21 protein-coding genes are annotated in these 20998 nt (G+C 65.3%); 14 read left to right on the top strand and 7 right to left on the bottom strand.

The genetic code is table 11. From position 1 onward, the window contains the following. Positions 1-16: 16 nt before the first annotated feature. Entirely contained in the window at positions 17-853 is an 837-nt protein-coding gene (locus IVB27_RS00645; RefSeq protein ID WP_247440565.1) for a helix-turn-helix transcriptional regulator, read from the bottom strand. Between the two features lie 103 nt (positions 854-956). On the opposite strand from IVB27_RS00645, the gene IVB27_RS00640 reads away from it, so the two are divergent. Further along, positions 957-1835, top strand: coding sequence for an SDR family oxidoreductase (locus IVB27_RS00640; protein WP_247440564.1), 879 nt, complete (start codon positions 957-959; stop codon positions 1833-1835). A 35-nt stretch (positions 1836-1870) separates the two neighbouring features. On the opposite strand, the gene IVB27_RS00635 is transcribed toward IVB27_RS00640, so the two are convergent. The 3 genes from IVB27_RS00635 to IVB27_RS00625 form a co-directional block, all read right to left on the bottom strand. Further along, positions 1871-3205 (bottom strand): dicarboxylate/amino acid:cation symporter, encoded by a 1335-nt coding sequence (locus IVB27_RS00635; protein WP_247440563.1) that lies wholly within the window; start codon positions 3203-3205, stop codon positions 1871-1873. An 82-nt stretch (positions 3206-3287) separates the two neighbouring features. After that, positions 3288-3842 (bottom strand): biotin transporter BioY, encoded by a 555-nt coding sequence (locus tag IVB27_RS00630; protein WP_247440636.1) that lies wholly within the window; start codon positions 3840-3842, stop codon positions 3288-3290. Between the two features lie 103 nt (positions 3843-3945). Further along, positions 3946-5133 (bottom strand): pyridoxal phosphate-dependent aminotransferase, encoded by a 1188-nt coding sequence (locus IVB27_RS00625; RefSeq protein WP_247440562.1) that lies wholly within the window; start codon positions 5131-5133, stop codon positions 3946-3948. 219 nt (positions 5134-5352) lie between these two features. On the opposite strand from IVB27_RS00625, the gene IVB27_RS00620 reads away from it, so the two are divergent. From IVB27_RS00620 to aat, 10 genes are all read left to right on the top strand, one after another. Further along, positions 5353-6756 (top strand): M48 family metalloprotease, encoded by a 1404-nt coding sequence (locus IVB27_RS00620; RefSeq protein WP_247347191.1) that lies wholly within the window; start codon positions 5353-5355, stop codon positions 6754-6756. A gap of 97 nt (positions 6757-6853) precedes the next feature. Next, the gene (locus tag IVB27_RS00615; RefSeq protein ID WP_247440561.1) at positions 6854-7621 is read left to right on the top strand and encodes a DsbA family protein; all 768 of its coding nucleotides are present in this window, start codon (positions 6854-6856) and stop codon (positions 7619-7621) included. A gap of 219 nt (positions 7622-7840) precedes the next feature. Beyond that, positions 7841-8650: a DUF1236 domain-containing protein gene (locus IVB27_RS00610; protein ID WP_247347193.1), complete on the top strand. Its 810-nt coding sequence runs from the start codon at positions 7841-7843 to the stop codon at positions 8648-8650. Positions 8651-8909: 259 nt separating this feature from the next. Further along, on the top strand, positions 8910-9377 hold the full coding sequence (gene aroQ, locus IVB27_RS00605; RefSeq protein ID WP_247347194.1) for a type II 3-dehydroquinate dehydratase: 468 nt from the start codon (positions 8910-8912) through the stop codon (positions 9375-9377). Between the two features lie 37 nt (positions 9378-9414). Next, positions 9415-9903: an acetyl-CoA carboxylase biotin carboxyl carrier protein gene (accB, locus tag IVB27_RS00600; RefSeq protein WP_247347195.1), complete on the top strand. Its 489-nt coding sequence runs from the start codon at positions 9415-9417 to the stop codon at positions 9901-9903. Between the two features lie 57 nt (positions 9904-9960). Next, positions 9961-11319: an acetyl-CoA carboxylase biotin carboxylase subunit gene (accC, locus tag IVB27_RS00595; RefSeq protein WP_247440560.1), complete on the top strand. Its 1359-nt coding sequence runs from the start codon at positions 9961-9963 to the stop codon at positions 11317-11319. Positions 11320-11423: 104 nt separating this feature from the next. Beyond that, complete coding sequence (locus IVB27_RS00590) at positions 11424-12941, top strand: sensor histidine kinase (protein WP_247440558.1); 1518 nt, start codon at positions 11424-11426, stop codon at positions 12939-12941. Continuing rightward, positions 12938-13378, top strand: a complete 441-nt coding sequence (locus IVB27_RS00585) for a response regulator (RefSeq protein ID WP_247347201.1) — start codon at positions 12938-12940, stop codon at positions 13376-13378. Before IVB27_RS00590 ends, IVB27_RS00585 begins: the two co-directional genes overlap by 4 nt. Next, the gene (locus IVB27_RS00580) at positions 13375-14478 is read left to right on the top strand and encodes a sensor histidine kinase (protein ID WP_247440556.1); all 1104 of its coding nucleotides are present in this window, start codon (positions 13375-13377) and stop codon (positions 14476-14478) included. The genes IVB27_RS00585 and IVB27_RS00580 overlap by 4 nt, the downstream gene beginning before the upstream one ends. Before the next feature lie 50 nt (positions 14479-14528). Then, a complete protein-coding gene (gene aat / locus IVB27_RS00575) occupies positions 14529-15209 on the top strand; it encodes a leucyl/phenylalanyl-tRNA--protein transferase (protein ID WP_247347203.1) in 681 nt (226 codons plus the stop codon). 36 nt (positions 15210-15245) lie between these two features. Here aat and IVB27_RS00570 read toward each other — a convergent pair whose 3' ends face one another. After that, on the bottom strand, positions 15246-16292 hold the full coding sequence (locus IVB27_RS00570) for a DUF2155 domain-containing protein (protein WP_247347204.1): 1047 nt from the start codon (positions 16290-16292) through the stop codon (positions 15246-15248). Positions 16293-16509: 217 nt separating this feature from the next. Between IVB27_RS00570 and lipP1 the strand changes: the two genes are divergently transcribed. Both lipP1 and IVB27_RS00560 read left to right on the top strand, forming a co-directional pair. Beyond that, positions 16510-17457 carry a LipP1 family hormone-sensitive lipase gene (lipP1, locus tag IVB27_RS00565; protein ID WP_247440554.1) on the top strand — a complete coding sequence of 316 codons (948 nt, stop codon included), beginning with the start codon at positions 16510-16512 and terminating at the stop codon, positions 17455-17457. Between the two features lie 13 nt (positions 17458-17470). Then, on the top strand, positions 17471-18499 hold the full coding sequence (locus IVB27_RS00560; RefSeq protein ID WP_247440551.1) for a bile acid:sodium symporter family protein: 1029 nt from the start codon (positions 17471-17473) through the stop codon (positions 18497-18499). Positions 18500-18589: 90 nt separating this feature from the next. Here IVB27_RS00560 and IVB27_RS00555 read toward each other — a convergent pair whose 3' ends face one another. After that, positions 18590-18982: a response regulator gene (locus IVB27_RS00555; protein WP_345946794.1), complete on the bottom strand. Its 393-nt coding sequence runs from the start codon at positions 18980-18982 to the stop codon at positions 18590-18592. 139 nt (positions 18983-19121) lie between these two features. After that, positions 19122-20060, bottom strand: a complete 939-nt coding sequence (locus IVB27_RS00550) for a GlxA family transcriptional regulator (protein WP_247440549.1) — start codon at positions 20058-20060, stop codon at positions 19122-19124. Between the two features lie 92 nt (positions 20061-20152). Between IVB27_RS00550 and IVB27_RS00545 the strand changes: the two genes are divergently transcribed. Beyond that, positions 20153-20839, top strand: coding sequence for a DJ-1/PfpI family protein (locus IVB27_RS00545; protein WP_247440547.1), 687 nt, complete (start codon positions 20153-20155; stop codon positions 20837-20839). Positions 20840-20998 lie beyond the last annotated feature (159 nt).

The raw sequence follows: 20998 nt of genomic DNA, 5'->3' as shown, positions 1-20998 counted from the left end.
CCAGGGGCTGTGCTCGTCAGTCGACGTGCCCCGCGAGCAGCTTTTTGATCCGCTCGGCATCTTCGGGTGTCGCCGGGTTGTAGACGATCATGCTGAGATCGGAGCGGCCCTCGACATTGAAGCTCGAATATTCGAACGACATGGTGCCGTGAACTGGGTGCCGCAGCCGCTTGGTGCCGTCGCCATGATGGCGTACGTCGTTGTCGCGCCACAGCGCTGCGAATTCCGGACTGGTGCGGCAGAGCTCATCGACGAAATCGGCGACATGCGAGACCGCGCCCGCCCGCGCGGCATCGGCCCTGAAGGCTGCCACCACGAACCGCGCCACGCTGTCCCAGTCATGATTTGCTGCGCGCACCCGGGGATCGCAGAAGATGAAGCGCAGGATGTTGCGCTGTCCCGGCGGGATCGCGCCGTAGTCGGTCAGCACCACGCTTGCGGCACGATTCCAGGCGACGACATCCCAGGTCGCGGTCCGCACCAGCGCCGGGCTGACTTCGAGTGCATCGAGCACGCGCTGCAGCCGCGGCGAGACGCCTTCGCGCGCCTGGTAACGCACCTCAGGCGGTCGGCCGAGGCCGATCAGGAACAGGTGCTCGCGCTCGACATCGGTCAGCATCAGCGCACGCGCGATGCGGTCGAGCACGTCGGCCGACGGCGCGCCGCCGCGGCCCTGCTCCAGCCATGTGTACCAGGTCGGGCTGATATTGGCGCGCTGAGCCACCTCCTCGCGGCGCAGCCCGGGCGTACGCCTGCGGCTGCCGGCGAACCCGAACGCGGCGGCATCGAGCCGGGTGCGGCGGTCTTTGAGGTAGGTCCCCAAAAGGTTCTCAGCTGTCGCGGTCTCGCTCATCCTGTTAGCTCTTATACCCTGATAATATCACTACTTTACCCGGATAATCTTAGCGCAGATGGTCGTCTCCACCAACCTCTCAAAGGTTTCTTGGAGATTACTCATGCGTGTTTTGGTCACCGGCGCCACCGGCTTCGTCGGCTCCGCCGTGGTTCGGGACCTGATCGCCGCCGGCCATCGCGTTACCGGCCTTGCCCGCAGCGACACCGGCGCAGCCGCCCTCGCCGCGATGGGCGCCGAGGTCCATCGCGGGTCGCTGGAGGACCATCCGTCCCTGCGCAGCGGCGCCGCTGCTTCGGACGGCGTCCTGCACCTCGGCTTCAACCACGACTTCTCGAAGTTTCTGGACAATTGCGAGCTCGACCGCCGCGCGATCCTGGCGATCGGCGAGGAGCTCAACGGCTCTGATCGTCCGCTCATCGTCACCTCCGGCGTCGCGCTGCTCGCCCCCGGCCGCCTCGCGACCGAGGACGACGAGTCCGCGCACGGCTTTCCACGCCGGTCGGAATCGACTGCGTTGTCGCTGGCCGGCGTCCGCGCAGCCGTGGTTCGTCTTCCGCCGTCCACCCATGGCGAGGGCGATCACGGCTTCGTCCCGATCCTGATCAACCTTGCGCGCCAGAAAGGCGTGTCAGCCTATGTCGGCGACGGTAGCAACCGCTGGCCCGCCGCGCATCGCTTCGATGCCGCGCGCGTCTATCGGCTGGCGCTGGAGCAAGGCGCAACCACGAAGCACTATCACGCGATCGCGGAGGAAGGCGTGCCGTTCAAGGCGATTGCGGAGGTGATCGGCCGACGGCTCGGCGTGCCCGTCGTGTCCAAATCGCCGGAGGAAGCGGCCGCGCATTTCGGCTGGTTCGCACAGTTCGCGGGCGCCGACGTTCCGACCTCGAGCGCGAAGACGCGTGCTGCTCTCGGCTGGATGCCGAAAGAAAAAGGGCTGATCGAGGATCTCGACCAGCCCTCTTATTTCGCGGCCTGACGGCGCAGCTAGCGCCGTCACAGGCAACCAGCAAATCAGTCCGTCGTGACAGCCGTTTCCATGTCGGTCGGATCGATCTGCCTGGCGAGGTTGGCGTTGAGCTTGTCGCGATCGAGTTCGCCCTCCCACCAGGCGACGATCACGCAGGCCACGCCGTTGCCGCACAGATTGGTCAGCGCGCGGCACTCGCTCATGAACTTGTCGATGCCGAGCACGATCGCCATGCCCGGCACGAGGCGCGGATCGACCACGGCGAGCGTTGCCGCCAGCGTGATGAAGCCCGCGCCGGTGATACCGGAGGCCCCCTTCGAGGTCAGCATCGCCACCACCAGGATGGTCAGCTGCTGGCCGAAGGTGAGATCGAAACCCAGCGCCTGCGCGATGAACAGCGTCGCCAGCGTCATGTAGATGTTGGTGCCGTCGAGATTGAACGAATAGCCCGTGGGCACCACGAGGCCGACCACTGACTTCGAGCAGCCGAGGCGCTCGAGCTTTTCCATCAAGGACGGCAACGCGCTTTCCGAGGACGAGGTGCCGAGCACAATCAGCAGCTCGTCCTTGATGTAGGCGAGGAACTTGAAGATGGAGAAGCCCGCGAAGCGCGCGATGGTACCGAGCACGACGAACACGAACAGCGCCGCGGTCAGGTAGAACGTCGCGATCAGGCCGACCAGGTTGAGGATCGCCCCGGTGCCGAACTTGCCGATGGTGTAGGCCATCGCGCCGAAGGCGCCAATCGGCGCCGCGCGCATCACGATGGAGATGACTCCGAACACCGCATGCGCGGCGTCGTCGATGAAGCTGCGGATGGTGTGACCGCGCTCGCCGAGCCCCATGATGGCGAAGCCGAACAGCACCGAGAACAGCAGCACCTGCAGGATCTCGCCTTGCGCGAAGGCGCCGACGACGGTGTCCGGAATGATATGCAGCACGAAGTCGACCGACCTCTGGCCTTCGGCCTGCTTGGCGTAGTTGGCGACGGCCTGCGCGTTGGCCGCGGCGCTGCCGAAGCCCGCACCCGGCTTCACCAGATTGCCGATGATAAGTCCAATCACCAGCGCGAAGGTCGAGACGATCTCGAAATAGACCAGCGCCTTGACGCCGATGCGGCCGACCTTCTTGGCGTCCTGGATATGCGCGATGCCCGAGACAACGGTGCAGAAGATGATCGGCGCGATCACCATCTTGATCAGTTTGATGAAGCCGTCGCCGAGCGCCTTGACCCATTCGTTGGTGGCGATTGACGGCCAAAGCCAGCCGACGAGGGCGCCGAGCACGATCGCGATCAGCACCTGGACATAGAGAACCTTGTACCACGGCTTGGCGGCGGGCGGCGCGACCGGCGCCCCCGCCATCGTTGTCGTCGTCATTGTTTCACTCCCCCTCAACTCACAGCCAGCCAAGATCAACTTGGCCGGCCCTGTCAATTGGAACTGCTCGCTATTGCGCGTTTTACCGGCGATCGACGACCCGGCGTATCGCCGGCATCAACGTCGCGCCAAGCGCGTTCTTGACCAGCGAGGCCGCAACGAACGGCAGCAGGCCGACCTGCCACGCCTTGGCGGCGCCCAGGCCGAGGCCGAAGGCCAGCCAGCCAAAGCCCGCGGCCAGAATGAGGATGTGGCCAACGGCCATGGCCGCAAACAGCAGCACCACACTGCGATCCCAACCGCGCTCGGCGAGCCAGCCGGTGACGAAGGCAGCGCCAATGAAGCCGAACAGATAGCCCGCGGTCGGGCCGACCAGCGGTGCAATTCCACCGACCGGACCGGCGAATACCGGCAGGCCCATCGCGCCCTCAGCGAGGTAGGCGACCATGGTTGCGCTGCCAAGCCGCCAGCCATAAGCGGCACCGATCATCAACACGACCAGCGTCTGCAATGTCATGGGCACGTAAGGCAGCGGCAGGTTCACCTTGGCGGACAGCGCCATCAAGCCGGTGCCGAGTGCAATCAGCACGAGAGCGCGAAGTGCGCCGACGGCTTCACCCGGCCGGGTCGGCCACATCAATGCGGCGAGAGAAGAATGAGAAGTGGCGGTGGACGGGACGGAACGGTCAGACAAAATTGAACTCCGGAGGCTGTCGAAGAAGGCTGTCGAAAACTCGCGGCTATTTAAGCCAGTGAGCGATCCGGTCAACTGCTTCCCGCATCTCCTCTGCCGAACGCGCATAAGAGAGCCGTATGAATGAACGACCGTGGATGGGATCGAAGTCGAGGCCCGGCGTGACCGCGACGTGCGCCTGCTCCAGCATCTGCTTGGCGAACTCGAAACTGTCGGAGGTGAAGTCCGAGACGTCCGCATAGAGATAGAATGCGCCGTCGGCCGGCAGAAACCTGGTCAGGCCGGCCTTGGGCAATCCCTCGATCAGGATGCGCCGGTTTTCCTGATAGCCGTGCTTGATCTCCTCCATCTCGGCCGCGCCGTCGAAGGCAGCCTCGGCCGCGATCTGCGACAGCGACGGCACCGAGATCGACAAGTTCTGCTGGAGACGCTCGATCGGCCGCACCAGAGTTTCGGGCACGACCATCCAGCCAACGCGCCAGCCCGTCATGCAAAAATACTTCGAGAACGAGTTGATCACGAGTGCGTGGTCCGACAGCGCTGCCGCCGTCACCGCGGGAAACGCATAGTCGAGCCCGTGATAGATCTCATCCGAGATGAAGCGGATGCCCGCGTCTTCCGTCGCCGCGATCAGGCCAGCGAGCGCCTCGCGGGACATCATCGTCCCGGTCGGATTGGCGGGGCTGCCGACCAGCACGCCCTTCAGCGGCGCCTTGCGGTGGGCGGCCAGCAAGGCCTCGCCGGTCAGCGCATGGCGCGTCTCGTTCGTGGTCTCGATCAGCACCGGCTCGCAGCCGAGCGCGGTGAGGATATGACGGTATGGCGGATAGCCCGGCACCGTCACGGCGACGCGGTCGCCGGGCTCGAACATCGCCAGGAAAGCCAAAATGAACCCGCCGGAGGAGCCCGTGGTCACCACGACCCGCTCGGGGCTGACGTCACAGCCATAGGCGTCGCGATAGTGTCGCGCGATGCGCTCGCGCAGGCTGGGGATGCCGAGCGCGGAGGTATAATCGATCCGACCCGCATCGAGCGCCGCATGGGCGGCCGCAATCGCGGTCTTCGGCGCGCCGGCGGCGGGCTGGCCGACCTCCATGTGGATGACGTGGCCCCCGGCCGCCTCGATTCGGGCCGCCGCGGCCATGACGTCCATGACCATGAACGGGGGAACATCGCTGCGGCGGGAGGGCTCGAGCCACTGCCCCAACCGGTTCCTCAATGTCCCATCGTTCATCGATTTCTGCTATTCGCTGGCGGACTGGTCCGTCCCGTCCGGAAACGGGGCGCTTGCGCCCCAGACTGGCCGCATTGTACGGCTCATAAGGGGTAAGGCGCACAAGGGCATATCGCGTATCCGGTCCGCCGCCAATCGACAAAACCAATCACGAAGCTCCTTGACCAAGAATGCTTGACCAAGGCTGCTTGAACAAGTCCGTTTGACCCAGACCGCTTGATGTTGCTCCAGATCGCATTGCGCAAGAAGGCCACCGTTCTCACCGCCCTCGTCACGGCGGCTGCGATTGCGCTGCTGCCGTTGCCGGCCGCGCAGGCGCAGATGAAGGGGCCGCCGGTGCTGCGCGACACCGAGACCGAACAGCTCCTGCGCGAATACACGCGCCCGATCCTGCGCGTCGCCGGTCTGGAGAAGCAGAACATCCAGATGGTGATCGTCAACGAGGGCTCGTTCAACGCGTTCGTCGCCGATGGTCGCCGCATCTTCGTCAATTACGGTGCGATCCTTCAGTCGGAGACGCCGAACCAGATCATCGGCGTGCTCGCGCACGAGACCGGGCATCTGGCCGGCGGCCATCTGTCCAAGCTGCGCGAGCAGCTCGCCAACGCCCAGACCCAGATGATCATCGCGATGCTGCTCGGCGCCGGTGCGATGGTCGCAGGCAGCACACGCGGCAGCGGCAGCGCCGGCAACAATGGGCTGGCCAATGCCGGCGCGGCGGCGATCGCCGGACCGCAGGAGATGATCCGCCGTACGCTGCTGTCCTATCAGCGTCAGCAGGAGGAGAACGCCGACCGCGCCGGCGTGAAATTCCTGACTGCGACCCAGCAGTCGCCGAAGGGCATGTACGAGACCTTCAAGCGCTTCACCAGCGAGAGCCTGTTCGCGGCACGCGGCACCGATCCCTATCTCCAGTCGCACCCGATGCCCGCAGAGCGCGTCGCTGCACTCCAGCAATTCGCCAGCGCCAGCCCCTATTGGGACAAGAAGGACGATCCCGCGCTCCAGCTCCGCCACGACATGGTGCGCGCCAAGATCTCCGCCTTCATGGAGCGGCCCGAGACGGTCTACCGCCGCTATCCCCAGACGAACGACAGCATGCCGGCGCGCTATGCCCGCGCCATCAGCACCTATCTCCACGGGGATTTGCGCAGCGCGCTCGCCCAGATCGACGCGTTGATCCAGGTCCAGCCCAACAATGCGTATTTTTACGAGGTGCGCGGCCAGGCCCTGCTGGAAGGTGGCAAGCCGGCCGAGGCGATTCCCGCCCTGCGCAAGGCTGTCGCACTCTCGAACAACGCGCCCCTCATCGAGATGTTACTTGGGCAGGCGCTGGTTGGGTCCGATAATAAAGCCTACACCGATGACGCCGTTCGGATTCTCAGGAGCGCGGTGGCACGGGAACCGGAGGCCCAGCTCGGCTACATGCAGCTCGCGATGGCCTATGGCCGGAAGGGAGACTATGCCGAGGCGGATCTGGCGTCGGCACAGGCCGCTTATCTGCGCGGCGACAACAAGACCGCCCGCGAGCTTGCGACGCGCGCGAAAACCCGTTTCGCCGTCGGCACGCCCGGATGGGTCAAGGCCGACGACATCGTGGCGTCAAAACCGTCGCGCAACTAAATCGACCAAGCTACGCCTTACACCACCACGTCACGACACCGAGCTTAAGTCAGCCGGGACGTTTTCCGAAACCTGCTTTGGATAAGAGGATTTGCCTATGCCTTCGCTGCGCCTGCTTGCTCCCGCGCTGTTCGCGCTCGCCCTGTTCGGCGCGGCCTCGCCCGCGTCGGCCGACAGCTTCTCCGATGCCCAGCGCACCGACATCGAGGCGATCCTCAAGAACTACCTCGTCACTCATCCCGAGGTGCTCGAGGAGGCGATGACCGAGCTCACCAAGCGCCAAGCCACGGCCGAGACGCAGAAGCACGAGGCCAGCATCGCGCAGAATTCCGATGCGATCTTCAACTCGCCGCGCCAGGTCGTGCTCGGCAACAAGGACGGCGACGTCACCTTCGTCGAGTTCTTCGACTACAATTGCGGCTACTGCAAGCGCGCCATGGGCGACATGCTCGACCTCATGAAGGCCGATCCGAAGCTGAAGGTCGTGCTGAAGGAGTTTCCGGTGCTGAGCCAGGGCTCGGTCGAAGCAGCCCAGGTCGCGGTCGCGGTGCGCATGCAGGATCCCTCCGGCAAGAAATATCTCGATTTCCATCAGAAGCTGCTCGGCGGCCGTGGCGCGGCCGACAAGGCGCGCGCGCTTCAGGCGGCCAAGGAAGCCGGTCTCGACACCGCCAAGATCGAGAAGGACATCGGCAGCGCCGAGGTGCGCACCACCATCGAGGAGAACTTCAAGCTCGCGGAAGCGATGGGCATGAATGGCACGCCGAGCTATGTGATCGGCAAGCAGATCGTTGTTGGCGCCGTCGGTGTCGAGGGCCTCAAGGAAAAGATCGGCATTGCCCGCTGCGGCAAGGCGACTTGCTGAGCGCGCATTTACAACGACACGATGAGAAAAGGCCGGCTGATGAGCCGGCTTTTTTTGTTGGCACTGCTTTCATCGCGAACGTGGCGCGAATCCGACGTACGCGTTCATCTCGCGTTTAGGAAACAAATGCCCCGGAACCCCCGATGTTCCGGAACAACTCAAATCTCCTTTCGTTGTCGGCGCGGGCAATGACGCAAAGAGACACGTGAGGAGAATTCTATGTCTAACCGCTTTATGATCTCGGTTGCCGCGCTCGCGCTGGTCGCGGGCACGGGTCTGGCAAACGCACAGGGCACCACGAACCGCGACAGCGGTGGTGGCGCCGGTGGTGCGCAGATGCAGCATTCGCAGCCTTCCGGCGGCGCCGCCGAGCGCGGCGGTTCGATGGGCCGCGAGTCGACCCAGGAGAAGGGCACCGTTGGCCAGGCCGGCGGCTCCAGCAGCATGAAGTCCGGCACGTCCGCGGAGGAGAAGTCCTCGGGTGCGACCAAGGACGAGCATTCGGGCCGCGAGATGAACAAGAACGCGGCTGAGGACAAGGCCGGCGCGACCAAGGGCCAGCGCACCGACGAACGCGCGCAGGACAAGTCCCAGCAGGACAAGTCCAAGAGCACCATGGACAAATCGCAGACCGACAAATCCCAGATGGATAAGTCCAAGAGCACGGAGACGGACACCAAGAGCGGCAACATGAACGCCCAGACCAAGGGCGCGGAGACCAAGGGCGCGGACAGCAAGTCGCAGACCACGACCGGTAACGCCTCCGCCACCGCCTCCGCACCGCCTCCCGAGAAGCGGAGCCAGATCTCGACGGCCATCAAGTCGACCAAGATCGAAGAGACCACGAACGTCAACTTCAACATTTCGGTCGGCACGGCCGTCCCGGCGTCCGTCCGATTCCACCCGCTGCCGCCCCAGATCGTGGAAATCTATCCGGAATGGCGCGGCTACGATGTGATCTTGGTGCACGGCAAGTACGTCATCGTCCGTCCCCAGACGCGTGAGATCGTGTACATCATCGAAGGCTAAGCCACTTCGCTGAAGCCCAAAGTGAGCCCTTGCCGAGCGATCGGCAGGGGCTTCTGCTCTATTGGCTGGCTTCTGCCCATGGGCCCTCCCGGCAGCCATGCTTTGGACTGGTTAACAAGCAATTTCCGTAGCTTCCGCACAGGTTTTTGCACCCCGGATGAGGTATCTGAAGCCCCCTGGGAGGTCCTTCAAGGCTTCCCCTCACGCGCTTTGTTACCTATAACCCCCGCCACGCCGAAGCACCTCTTGCGGGATTGGAATGGCCGAACCAGCAACCGACACGATCCTTGTTCTGAACGGGCCGAACCTCAACATGTTGGGGACGCGGGAGCCCGAGAAGTACGGCCATGCGACGCTGGCCGACGTCGAGGCGCTGTGCCGGGAGACGGCGGCGACGTTCGGCCTCAAGGCCGACTGCCGGCAGTCCAACCGCGAAGGTGAGCTGATCGACTTCATCCACGAGGCGCATGGGCGCAAGATGAAGGGCATCATCATCAATGCCGGCGGCTATTCACACACCTCGATCGCGCTGCACGACGCGCTGCTCGCGGTGCAGATCCCGACGGTCGAAGTGCACGTGACCAACATCCACGCCCGCGAGAGCTTCCGTCACCACTCCTACACCGCGCGCGCGGCCTTCGCCTCGCTCTGCGGTTTCGGCATCGAGGGCTACCGCCTCGCCATCCAGGGCCTTGCCGCGAAGCTCGGCATCACGCCCAAAGCCTGACGCTCCCTCTTCACACAGAACATTCGGATCAAACAACATGGCGCGCCAGCCAGACGACAAAGCAGCCGCAAAGTTTTCCAGCGAGGATTCCGCCCTCGTCCGCGAGCTCGCTTTGCTGCTCGATGAGACCAGCCTCACCGAGATCGAGATCGAGCGTTCCGGCCTGCGCCTGCGCGTCGCCCGCAACGTCAGCGTCGCTGCGACCATGCCGATGCAGATGGCAGCCGCCCCCGCCGCCCTCCAGGCGGCCGCAGCTGTCACCGCGCCAGCCGCTGCCGACCTGTCGAAGCATCCCGGCGCCGTGACCTCGCCGATGGTCGGCACCGCCTATTGGGCGCCGGAGCCCGGCGCCAAGCCGTTCATCGAGGTCGGCAGCAAGGTCGCGGTCGGCCAGACGCTGCTGATCATCGAAGCCATGAAGACCATGAACCAGATCCCCTCGCCGCGCGCCGGCACGGTGACGCAGATCGTGATCGAAGACGGCCAGCCGGTCGAGTACGGCGAGCCGCTCGTCATCATTGAGTGACGGTCGAGGCCAACAAAGCCCTCGCCGCTTCCCGCGCGCCAGTCCCTTAAGGACACCATGTTCGACAAGATCCTCATAGCCAATCGCGGCGAGATCGCCCTTCGCATCCTGCGCGCCTGCAAGGAGCTCGGGATCGCGACCGTCGCCGTGCACTCCACCGCCGATGCCGATGCCATGCATGTGCGCCTGTCGGACGAGAGCGTGTGCATCGGGCCACCGGCGTCCAAGGACAGCTACCTCAACGTGCCCGCGCTGCTCGCGGCCTGCGAGATCACCGGCGCCGATGCCGTGCATCCCGGCTACGGTTTCCTCTCGGAGAACGCGCGCTTCGCGGAGATCCTCTCCGAGCATAATCTGCATTTCATCGGCCCGAAGGCCGAGCACATCCGCCTGATGGGCGACAAGATCGAAGCCAAGAGGACTGCCAGGAAGCTCGGCATTCCCGTGGTGCCCGGTTCCGACGGAGGTGTCGGCCCCAACGACGACGCGATGGCAATCGCCAGGAAGATCGGCTTCCCGGTGCTCGTGAAGGCCGCAGCCGGCGGCGGCGGCCGCGGCATGAAGGTGGCGCAGAGCGAGGGCGACCTTCAGATGGCGCTGTCGACGGCCGCCAACGAGGCCAAATCCGCCTTTGGCGATGCCTCCGTCTACCTCGAAAAATATCTCCAGAAGCCGCGCCACATCGAAATCCAGATCCTCGGCGACGGCCGCGGCGGTGCGATCCATCTCGGCGAACGCGACTGCTCGCTGCAGCGGCGCCACCAGAAGGTCTGGGAGGAAGGCCCCTCGCCCGTGCTGGCCGCGGCAGCGCGCGCCAAGATCGGCGAGACCTGCGCCAAGGCGATGCGCGAGATGAAATATCTCGGCGTCGGCACCATCGAATTCCTGTTCGAGGACGGCGAGTTCTACTTCATCGAGATGAACACTCGCATCCAGGTCGAGCATCCCGTCACCGAGAGCATCACCGACATCGACCTCGTGCTCGAGCAGATCCGCATCGCCGCCGGCGGCGACCTGCCGGCGAGGCAGGAAGAGGTTCAGGTCATCGGCCACGCGATCGAGTGCCGCATCAACGCCGAGAATCCGGAGACCTTCCGCCCTTCGCCGGGCCGCATCACGCAATATCACCCACCCGGGGGGCTCGGTGTGCGCATCGATTCCGCGGTCTATCAGGGCTACACGATCCCGCCTTATTACGACTCGCTCGTCGGCAAGCTGATCGTGCACGGCAAGACCCGCGGCGAGTGCCTGATGCGACTGCGCCGGGCGCTGGACGAGATGGTGGTCGAGGGCATCGAGACCACCCTGCCGCTATTCCGCGCGCTGGTCCGCGAAGACGACATCATCAACGGCGACTACCACATCCATTGGCTGGAACAGTACCTCGCCGGCAAGACGGAACCCGGCCGGCAATAATCCGCCTCCCACGGAACCCTTTCCCCCCAATCGCGTTCTGGTCGGCGGGGACAGTTCCGAGGGGGCGTTTTGAATTCCGCTAAACCTGATCAGGCGAGACCGTCGTGATCGCTGAAGCGCAGCGACGGCGCGCATTTTGGCAGATCCTGCTGTTCTCGGCGGGCCTTGTGGTGCTGACCGTGATCAGCGCCGGCTCGGTCTACCTCGTCAACAAGGCGAGAGACGACAGCAAATGGGTGGTTCACACCATCGAGGCGGAGAACCAGATCAACACGCTTCTGCTGGAAATCCGGCGTGCCGAGAGCGCAGCCCGCGGATACCTTCTGACGCAAGCGGCGGATTTCCAGGCCGACCATGACAAGGCCGTGGCAGCAATCATCCCGGCTCTCGACAAGCTCACGCGCCTGACGGGCGACAATCCGGCGCAACGCGAAAGCATCGAGAGGCTGAGCGCGGCGATCGAGACCCGGCTCGGCCAGTTCGTGGAGGAGATGGATTTCGTCCGCCAGAATGAGCCCGAGAAGGCCGCAGCGCTGGTCCGCAAGCTCGCCTCCACCGACGCCACGGCCGCGATCGCCGAAGTCGCGTCGGGAATGATTTTGGAAGAAGAACGGCTGTTCCGGCTCCGAACGGTCAACTCGGACCGCAGCCAGTCCCTCGCCGCGTCGATGACCGGCATTGGCTCCGGCCTCGTCGTGCTGCTGGCCCTGATCTCGATCTGGCTGGTGCGACGCTCGGCCCGCGCCCGTGACGACGCCGAGGCGCGCCTGCGCGATGCCAATGTCAATCTGGAGACCATCGTCGACGAACGCACGGCCGATCTGCGCGAAGCCAACGACGAGATCCAGCGCTTTGCCTATATCGTCAGCCACGATCTGCGCTCGCCACTCGTCAACATCATGGGCTTCACCAGCGAACTCGAAGAGCTCGGCGGCGACATTTTCCGCCGTATCGGCGGCCTCACCCATGTTCCGGCCAACGGGCCGCCGCTGACTGGTGGCGAGATCGCGCTCGAAGGCCCCGACACGCAGCTTTCAGCGGATTTCTCCGAAGCGCTGAGCTTCATTAAGTCGTCGATCGCCAAGATGGACCGCCTGATCTCGGCGATCCTCAATCTCACCCGCGAGGGCCGGCGTGAGTTCCAGCCGGAAAAGATCGACACGCGCAGGCTGATCGAAGCGATCGTGTCGACGCTGGCGCATCAGGCCGCCGAAGCGCAGGCCGAGATCCACATCGCGTCCCTGCCGGATCTGGTCAGCGACCGCCTCGCGCTGGAGCAGATCTTCTCCAATCTGATCGACAACGCCATCAAATATCTCAAGCCCGGCGTCCCCGGCGAGATCAGAATCCGCGGGCGTACCAAGCTCGGCTACGCTATCTTCGAGATCAGCGATAACGGCCGCGGGATTGATCCGAAGGATCACCAGCGGATATTCGACCTGTTTCGCCGCGCGGGAACCCAGGACAAGCCCGGTCAGGGCATCGGTCTCGCGCATGTGCGTGCACTTGTGCGTCGCCTTGGCGGCACCATGTCGGTATCATCGGAACTGAATACGGGCAGTAGCTTCACCATCACGCTGCCCATCTCCTGGAACGCCAGCAACCGGAACGCGGATCAATGACTCAACCCGTCAGCATCATCATGATCGAGGACGACGAGGGACATGCGCGACTGATCGAGCGGAACATCCGCCGCTCCGGCGTCAACAACGAGATCATCTCCTTCGCCAACGGTACGGACGCGGTGAAGCACCTGTTCGGGGCCGACGGCAGCGGGCTCGTGCAGAAGGGCAATGCACTCCTGATCTTGCTCGATCTCAACCTCCCCGACATGACCGGGATCGACATCCTGAAGCAGATCAAGGAGAACAAATATCTGAAGGCCTCGCCCGTGGTGGTGCTGACCACCACCGACGATTCCCAGGAAATCAAGCGCTGCTACGAGCTCGGCTGCAACGTTTACATCACCAAGCCCGTGAACTACGAGAATTTCGCCAATGCCATCCGGCAGCTCGGCTTGTTCTTCTCGGTCATCCAGGTCCCGTCCGCCGCCTCATGAACCAGCGCACGCCAACACTGCTCTACATCGACGACGACGGCGCGCTGGCGCGCCTGGTCGATCGCGGCCTGACACGGCGCGGCTACAAGGTCCTTCATGCCGCAAGCGGTGAGGAAGGCCTCGAGCTCATCCGCCGCGCGGGGACGACCGGCGGCATCGACGTCGTCGCGCTCGACCAGTACATGCCCGGCCTCGACGGGCTGGAGACGCTGGAGCAGATCATGGCGATCCCCGGCGCACCCCCCGTGGTGTTCGTCACGGCCTCGCAGGATTCCAGCATCGCGGTGACGGCGCTGAAGGCGGGCGCGGCCGATTATCTCGTCAAGGACGTCAAGGGCGACTTCATCCCCCTGCTTCACGTCGCGGCCGAGGGCGCGCTGCGCCAGGCCGAATTGCAGAAGGCGCGCGAGGAGGCCGAAGCCGAGATCCATGCCTCGCGCGACCGCTACGCAGCGCTGGCCGCCGAACGCGAACTGCTGCTGCGCGAGGTCAACCACCGCGTCGGCAACTCGCTCCAGATCATCGCCTCGCTGCTGCATCTACAGGCAAGCTCCGCCGCGCAGGACGAGGTCAAGGCGGCGTTGACCAATGCGATGGGCCGCGTCGCCGCGGTCGCGCAGGTGCACCGCCGCCTCTACACCTCGCAAGACCTGAAGAGCGTGGTGCTGAACCAGTATCTGGACTCGCTGCTCGAGGATCTCCGCCGCTCGGCCGAAGGCGACCGGATGTCGCGCCTGACGCTGAAGGCCGAACCGGTCGAGATCGATCCGGACCGTGCGGTCGCCGTCGGCATCATCGTCAACGAGCTGGTGATGAACGCGGTGAAATACGCCTATCCTGACGGCGCCGGCCCGATCCATGTCGAGCTGACCTCGCAGGGCGACGATCTGCTGCTGGCGATCAGGGATGACGGCGTCGGCGACAACGTCAAGGCCGATCCGCGCTCCACCGGCATGGGCCAGCGCATCGTCGCAGCCATGGCCACCAAGCTCGACGCTTCGGTCGAGAGCGACCCCACCCATTCCGGAACCCGCATCATGTTGAGGTTCCGCCGTGTGCCCGCGGGCCCCGTCAAGCCCAATACTGCCGCAGCGAGCTGACCCGCACCGCCCATCGCAACCGCATTGCGATCCTGCTATTGTCGCGAGCCATGACTTCGCGCGACTCTGCCCCGTCTGAAATCACGCCAGCCGTACTGCTGCGCGCCTATGCCTGCGGCATCTTTCCGATGGCCGAAAGCGCCGACGATCCGACCCTGTTCTGGGTCGAGCCGGAGTTGCGCGGCGTCATCCCGCTCGAGGGATTTCGCGTGGCCTCGCGGCTCGCGCGCACCGTGCGTTCGGATTCGTTCCGCGTGACCGTCAACACTGCGTTCAAGGCCACGATCGCGGGCTGCGCCGCGCCGCAGGCCGGGCGCGAGGACACCTGGATCAACAAGCGCATCCGCGACCTCTATGGCGGCCTGTACGAGCTTGGCCATTGCCACAGCGTCGAGGCCTGGCAGGGCGAGGACCTCGTCGGCGGGCTTTACGGCGTCAGCCTGGGGCGGGCCTTTTTCGGCGAGAGCATGTTCCACAGCGCGCGCGATGCCTCGAAGGTCGCGCTGGTGCATCTGGTCGCGCGGCTGATCCATGGCGGCTTCGAACTGCTCGACACCCAATACGTCACCGAGCATTTGAAGAGTTTTGGTGCGGCCGAGATTTCGCGGCGGCGCTACACCGCGCTGCTCGACAAGGCGCTCGCGGGCGAGCCTGGCGATTTCCTGAAGCTCTCCGCCGGTGAAGCGATCCCGGGCGCACGCGCGCTCGAGATCATCGCCTCACGGCAATAATCAGGGATATCACCGGCCGAATCCGGGGGATTTGGCCTAGCGGCCAAACCCCGGGATACCGAACAGACCCGGCCGCTGCTCGGGCGGCGGAGGTGGCGGCGGTGCCGGTTGCTGCTGCTGAATCGGCGGCAACGGCTGCGGCGGACGCTGCTGCACCTGCTTGGGCGCGGACTTCTTCTGCGCGGGCGGCGGCGGCGCAGCCGGCTTGGTGCCGGGATCCGGCGCCGCGGTCGCGATGGTCTGCTGCGGCTCTTTGCAGTCGGTGAGCCAGATGTCGTAGATCGGGTGCTCGACGCCGTGCAGGCCCGGACTTGCCGCGTACATCCAGCCCGAGAAGATGCGCTTCACCTCGCCCTGCAAGGTGATCTCGTCGACCTCGACGAAGGCGTCGGTGTTGGCGGCCTCCGTCGCCGGCCGCGTGTAGCAGGCGTCGGTTTTGACGCGCAGCGCGCCGAACTGCACGGTCTCGCCGATATCCTCGTCGAAATTGATGATGCGGCCGGTGATTTTGTCGAGGCCGGAGAAAGTCGCTTTCTTGTTCACGATCTTCTGGGCCGGCGGTTCGGTGACGACCTCGTCGCCCGGCTGCAGGGTCGCCGGCGTCTGCGGCACAGTACCACCCGGTCCGCCCTTCTGCTGCGGCTGGCGCTGACCGGGCGCGCCCGGCTGCAGGGCGCCTTGCGGATTGGGCGGAGCGACCGCAACGGACGGCGGCTGGTTTGGCGGAGCGGCGGCCGAGCCAGGGGGCGGCGCCAGGGGTTGGGTCTCGACCGGCCCCGGCATCACATTACCCTGCCGGCCCGGCGGCGGCATCGGGCGGGACGGCAGCACACGGCCCTGCGGCGGCAGCTCCGGCACCTCTTCATCGTCATCGGGGATCTGCTGCTGCGGCTGAGGCTGGCCACGCGGAATGTTGCCGGGCGGTCGCAGCGGCGGCGGATCGGAAAAGATCGTGCCGATTTGCGCCTGAGCCGGCGTCGCAGCCGTCAGTGCGGTGGCGGCCAGAAGCGCCGCAAGACCTGTCAGGGTAAAGGTTCGAAACATCTCGCGCGGCTTCAACAGCGAATCGGGCTTGCTGGACATTCTACAGGGGATACCGCCGCTCGCAGGCCATCCGGTTAACACGGCGAATACGGCGGGGGAAGGGCGGCATCCCTGCCCTTCCCGGCCCGGTCTGGCCAGATCGGCCCCCGGATGGGATAGTCCGAACGCCCCTTGCCGGCGGCGTCCCCGAAGAGGCGGCACCGCTCCCCGAAAACGACATCCAACGATCGCTGGAAACCCGTAAGGTCGCTTCCCCATGCCTGTTGTGCTCGATCCCGACGCCGCCGCCGTCTACACGGCCTTTCAGGAGGCGGGCCGCCCCGCCTACGAGACCCTGACCGCTCCGGAAGCGCGCGCCTATTACACGCAGGCGCGCTTTGCGACCAATCCCGAGCCACCGGAACTTGCGCGCGTCACGCCGCTGGCGATCCCGGCACCGCACGGAACGATCCCGGTCCGCATCTACGTTCCGAAAGACCCGCGCCGGCATGACGGCTTGTCCCCGGCGCTGGTGTTCTTCCATGGCGGCGGCTGGGTGATCGGCGATCTCGACTCCCACGACGTCGTCTGCCGCCAGCTCGCGGTCGAAGCGGCGCTGATCGTGATTTCGGTCGACTACCGCCTCGCGCCCGAACACAAATTTCCCGCCGCAGCCGATGACGCGATCGCCGCGACCAAATGGATCGCCGCCAACGCCCGCGAGCTCGGCGTCGACGCCGCGCGCCTGTCGATCGGCGGCGACAGCGCCGGCGGCAATCTCGCCGCAGTCGTCGCGCTTGCTGCGCGAGACGGCAACGGCCCCGCGATCGCGGGCCAGGTGTTGATTTACCCTGCCGTCGATTTCGCCATGACGCACGGCTCGCACAGCGAGCCCGAGACCAGCGTGCTGCTGACGCATTCGGTAATCCGCTGGTTCCGCGACCATTATCTCAATGGCGCCGCCGACGTCGACGATTGGCGCGCCTCGCCGGCGCGCGCGCAAAACCTTGGCGGCCTGCCGCCGACCTATGTGCTGACCGCCGGCGCCGATCCGCTGCGCGACGAAGGCGACGAATATGCCGAGCGCCTCAGGCAAGCCGGCGTGCCCGTCGCCACCACGCACTATCCCGGCCAATTCCACGGCTTCTTCACGATGGGCAAATTGCTGCGCGAGGCCAATGTCGCCGTGAGCGAGATCGGCGCGTGGCTGAAGGGATTGGGCTGACGCCGCCTCCCGCATGCCATTCGTCTTTCAAAACCTCTTCGCCTTCCCGCTGCGCGGGCTGACATGGCTCGGCGGCCAGGGCACCCGCGCTGTGGCTGCCGTCGTCTTCATCGCGCTCGCGGTGCCGCCGCTCGGGGCGTTGCTGCGCCCTTACGTCACCGAGGCGATTTTCGTCCTGCTCTGCATCTCCTTCATGCGGGTCGATCTCGCCGCGCTCTCCGGCCATTTGCGCCGGCCGGCGCTGGTCGCGACCGCGACCGCCTGGACCGTGATCGGCGTGCCTGTGATCGTCGGACTGATCGTCCATGTCACCGGTCTCACCGCGCGCTCGCCCGGCCTTGCGCTGGCCTTGATGCTCCAGAGCATGGCTTCGCCGATGATGGCCTCGCCGGCGCTGGCCGCACTGATGGGCCTCGATGCCACGCTCGTTCTGGTCACGCTGGTGACCGCGACCGCGCTGGTGCCGTTCACCGCGTCGCTGTTCGCGAGCCTGTTCCTCGGCGACATGCTCAGCGTCACGCCGGCCACGCTCGGCCTGAAACTGATCGGCATCCTCGCGGCATCGCTGCTTGCAGCGACCGTGATCCGCTGGGTCTTCGGCGCGGCCGCGATCCAGCGCCACAGGCGGCCGATCGACGGCTTCAACATCGTCATCCTGCTGATTTTCGCGGCCGCGATCATGGGCGACGTTGCGAGCGACCTCGTGGCCCAGCCGGTGTTCACTATCGGCTTGGCGCTGCTGTCCTTCACGATCTATTTCACGCTGCTCGCGATCACCACGCTGCTGTTCCGCCGCATCGGCTATGAGCGCGCGCTGGCGCTCGGGCTGATGGTGTCACAGCGCAATCTGGGCCTGATGCTGGCCGCGACCGCCGGCGCGCTGCCGCCCACCACATGGCTCTATTTCGCGATGACGCAGTTTCCAATTCACATGGCGCCATACATGCTGACGCCGATCGCGCGGCGGCTGACAGCGCGGGCGACTCCTGCAACTGCAAAAAAGAGACCACGACCTGGCGATGAGATGAAAATTATCAGCTGATGCACGGCCGCACGGCGTTGCCAGAGAATATGGAAACTGCCGGCGCCCGTGAAGCCGAGCGCGGCGCGCTACTGACGTGTCACTGCGACCTTACTCGTGTGTTGGCGGAACTTGGTTGAGGAGTTGTGAGGTCGCGGTCACGACCTGTGCCGGGGCGAAGGGTTTTTGCAGGAGCATACTGTGAGGAACGCCAAGGGACGGCCAATCATCGGCGGCGGCACCGGTCATGTAGACCACGGGAATGTGGGGATTGAGTTCTCTTGCGCGCCTGGCAACGTCCCAGCCGGTGAGAGCACCGCTGAGGTTCACGTCGGTGATCAGGGCCAGATATTTGCTTTCTTCGTTTTGGAGAAGTGTGAGCGCTTCCTCCCCGGATGAAGCAACCTCCGGGTGGAAGCCACCCTCGGCTAATGCCTCTTCTACGATTGTCTGGATAAGCGGATCGTCTTCCACAACCATGATGACGAGCAACTCAGTATTCACCGCTTACCTCCATCCACTTCGGGTGGCGCACATCAAGCCGAAGCGGGAGCTTTGGTTCCCTGATCTGTGCAAAAATGCACACAAGGTACTGCCGGGATGGGGCGCAGCCGCCCGCCACGAACTCCAGCTTCCGGCGAAACTAGTTGGCCCTTGCCGCACGCCGCAGCGCCTGCGGCGGTTGGCCGAAGGCGCGGATGAAGGCGCGCCGCATGCGCTCGGGGTCGCGGAAGCCGGTCGCCTCTGCGACGAGCTCGATCGCCTCGCGCGAGGACTGCACGCGTTCGCGCGCCACCTCGATCCGCAAGCGCTCGATGGCCTTGGAGGGTGTCGTGCCGGTCTCGGCGGCAAAGGCGCGGGCAAAATGCCGCGCGCTCATGCCGGCGCGGTCGGCGAGATCTTCGACCGTCAAGCGCGCATCGAGGTTCTCGCGCGCCCAGGACAGCAATGCACCGAACCGGCCGTTCGGCGTCTTCAACTCCAGCAGCGAGGAGAATTGCGACTGGCCGCCGCTGCGGCGATGATACAGCACGAGCTGCCGCGCGGTTGCCTGCGCGATCTCCTCGCCATGGTCTTCGGTCACCATCGCGAGCGCGAGATCGATACCTGCGGTGATGCCGGCGGACGTCCACACATTGCCGTCACGGGTGAAAATCTGGTCCGGCTCGAACTTCACCTTGGGATAGCGCGCGACGAAATCTCGCGTGCGGCCCCAATGCGTGGTGGCGCGGCGGCCGTCGAGCAGGCCCGCCTCGGCCAGCACATAGGCGCCCGAGCAGACGCTGGCGACCCGCACGCCGCGCCGTGCCAGCCGCTGCACGAAGCCGCGCGTGACCTCGCACCGCGCCGCATCCGTGACGCCTGCGCCGCCCGCCACGACCAGGGTCGTGATCGCATTCGCCGACTTGAAATCGCGCGCCATCATTTCAACTCCGGACGAGCTGCGCACAGGCCCTGGGTTCAACGCGAGCACCCGGATCGCGGGTGCTTTGCCGGTGGCACGTGCCGCGATCTCGAACACCGAGATCGGGCCGGCCGCATCGAGCAACTGGAAATCCGGGAAGATCAGGATGCCGATCATCGGTGATGTCCGAAAGTGAGGGAAAAATGCCATTTTGGACAGGACGGCATCATGCCAATTTGCCGACGTCAAGCACATAGTTGGAGGCTCTCATGTCGACACCGCTCCAGATCGGACTTCTGGTGTTCCCGCGCGTCACTCAGCTCGACTTCACCGGCCCCTTGCAGGTGTTCTCGTCGGTCCCAGGCGTAAAACTGCATTTGATCTGGAAGCGGATCGAGCCGGTGCCGAGCGATTCCGTGCTGACGCTGACGCCAACCACGACTTTCGCCGATTGCCCGCAGCTCGACGTGATCTGCGTGCCCGGCGGCGGCGGCACCAACGATCTGCTCAATGACGAGGAGGTGCTGGATTTCCTGCGCCGGCAGGCCGAAGGCGCCAAATACGTCACCTCGGTCTGCACGGGATCTCTGGCGCTGGGCGCTGCCGGCCTCTTGAAGGGCTACCGCGCCGCCACCCATTGGAGCGCGATGGAGATGCTAGGCCAGTTCGGCGCAACGCCGACCAAGACGCGCGTCTGCATCGACCGCAACCGCATCACCGGCGGCGGCGTCACCGCGGGAATCGATTTCGCGCTGACCCTGGTGTCGATCCTGGTCGATCGCACCACGGCGGAAGCGATCCAGCTTCAGCTCGAATACAATCCCGCTCCGCCGTTCAATGCAGGCTCGCCCGATACCGCGCCCGCCGAAGTGCTGGCCTTGCTGAAAGAGCGCGGCGCCCCAAACCAGGCCCGCCGCCTGGAAGCGGTGAAGCGCGCCGCCGAACGGGTGATGTAGCCCCTCTCGTGTCCCGGACGCGGTGCGGCATGCAGTGACGCTCCGCAGAGCCGGGCCCCAGGAAACCACACGTGTCGCTGCTACATGGGTCCAGGCTCAGCGCTGCAGCGTTACACGCTGCAGCGCGTCCGGGACACGCAACTCGTCACACCAGAAAAA

The sequence above is a fragment of the Bradyrhizobium sp. 197 genome, from assembly GCF_023073375.1.
Lineage (GTDB): Bacteria > Pseudomonadota > Alphaproteobacteria > Rhizobiales > Xanthobacteraceae > Bradyrhizobium.
This window is presented reverse-complemented; position numbering and strand designations above follow the sequence as displayed.

Coding starts and splice junctions, on each gene's coding strand:
- IVB27_RS00545 (WP_247440547.1), top strand. CDS start 20,153: ATGTCGACACCGCTCCAGATCGGACTTCTGGTGTTCCCGCGCGTCACT.
- IVB27_RS00570 (WP_247347204.1), bottom strand. CDS start 16,292: ATGTCCAGCAAGCCCGATTCGCTGTTGAAGCCGCGCGAGATGTTTCGA.
- IVB27_RS00580 (WP_247440556.1), top strand. CDS start 13,375: ATGAACCAGCGCACGCCAACACTGCTCTACATCGACGACGACGGCGCG.
- IVB27_RS00635 (WP_247440563.1), bottom strand. CDS start 3,205: ATGACGACGACAACGATGGCGGGGGCGCCGGTCGCGCCGCCCGCCGCC.
- IVB27_RS00550 (WP_247440549.1), bottom strand. CDS start 20,060: ATGATCGGCATCCTGATCTTCCCGGATTTCCAGTTGCTCGATGCGGCC.
- accB (WP_247347195.1), top strand. CDS start 9,415: ATGGCGCGCCAGCCAGACGACAAAGCAGCCGCAAAGTTTTCCAGCGAG.
- IVB27_RS00625 (WP_247440562.1), bottom strand. CDS start 5,133: ATGAACGATGGGACATTGAGGAACCGGTTGGGGCAGTGGCTCGAGCCC.
- IVB27_RS00620 (WP_247347191.1), top strand. CDS start 5,353: ATGTTGCTCCAGATCGCATTGCGCAAGAAGGCCACCGTTCTCACCGCC.
- IVB27_RS00640 (WP_247440564.1), top strand. CDS start 957: ATGCGTGTTTTGGTCACCGGCGCCACCGGCTTCGTCGGCTCCGCCGTG.
- lipP1 (WP_247440554.1), top strand. CDS start 16,510: ATGCCTGTTGTGCTCGATCCCGACGCCGCCGCCGTCTACACGGCCTTT.
- IVB27_RS00615 (WP_247440561.1), top strand. CDS start 6,854: ATGCCTTCGCTGCGCCTGCTTGCTCCCGCGCTGTTCGCGCTCGCCCTG.
- IVB27_RS00560 (WP_247440551.1), top strand. CDS start 17,471: ATGCCATTCGTCTTTCAAAACCTCTTCGCCTTCCCGCTGCGCGGGCTG.
- aroQ (WP_247347194.1), top strand. CDS start 8,910: ATGGCCGAACCAGCAACCGACACGATCCTTGTTCTGAACGGGCCGAAC.
- IVB27_RS00610 (WP_247347193.1), top strand. CDS start 7,841: ATGTCTAACCGCTTTATGATCTCGGTTGCCGCGCTCGCGCTGGTCGCG.
- IVB27_RS00585 (WP_247347201.1), top strand. CDS start 12,938: ATGACTCAACCCGTCAGCATCATCATGATCGAGGACGACGAGGGACAT.
- IVB27_RS00630 (WP_247440636.1), bottom strand. CDS start 3,842: ATGTGGCCGACCCGGCCGGGTGAAGCCGTCGGCGCACTTCGCGCTCTC.
- IVB27_RS00645 (WP_247440565.1), bottom strand. CDS start 853: ATGAGCGAGACCGCGACAGCTGAGAACCTTTTGGGGACCTACCTCAAA.
- accC (WP_247440560.1), top strand. CDS start 9,961: ATGTTCGACAAGATCCTCATAGCCAATCGCGGCGAGATCGCCCTTCGC.
- aat (WP_247347203.1), top strand. CDS start 14,529: ATGACTTCGCGCGACTCTGCCCCGTCTGAAATCACGCCAGCCGTACTG.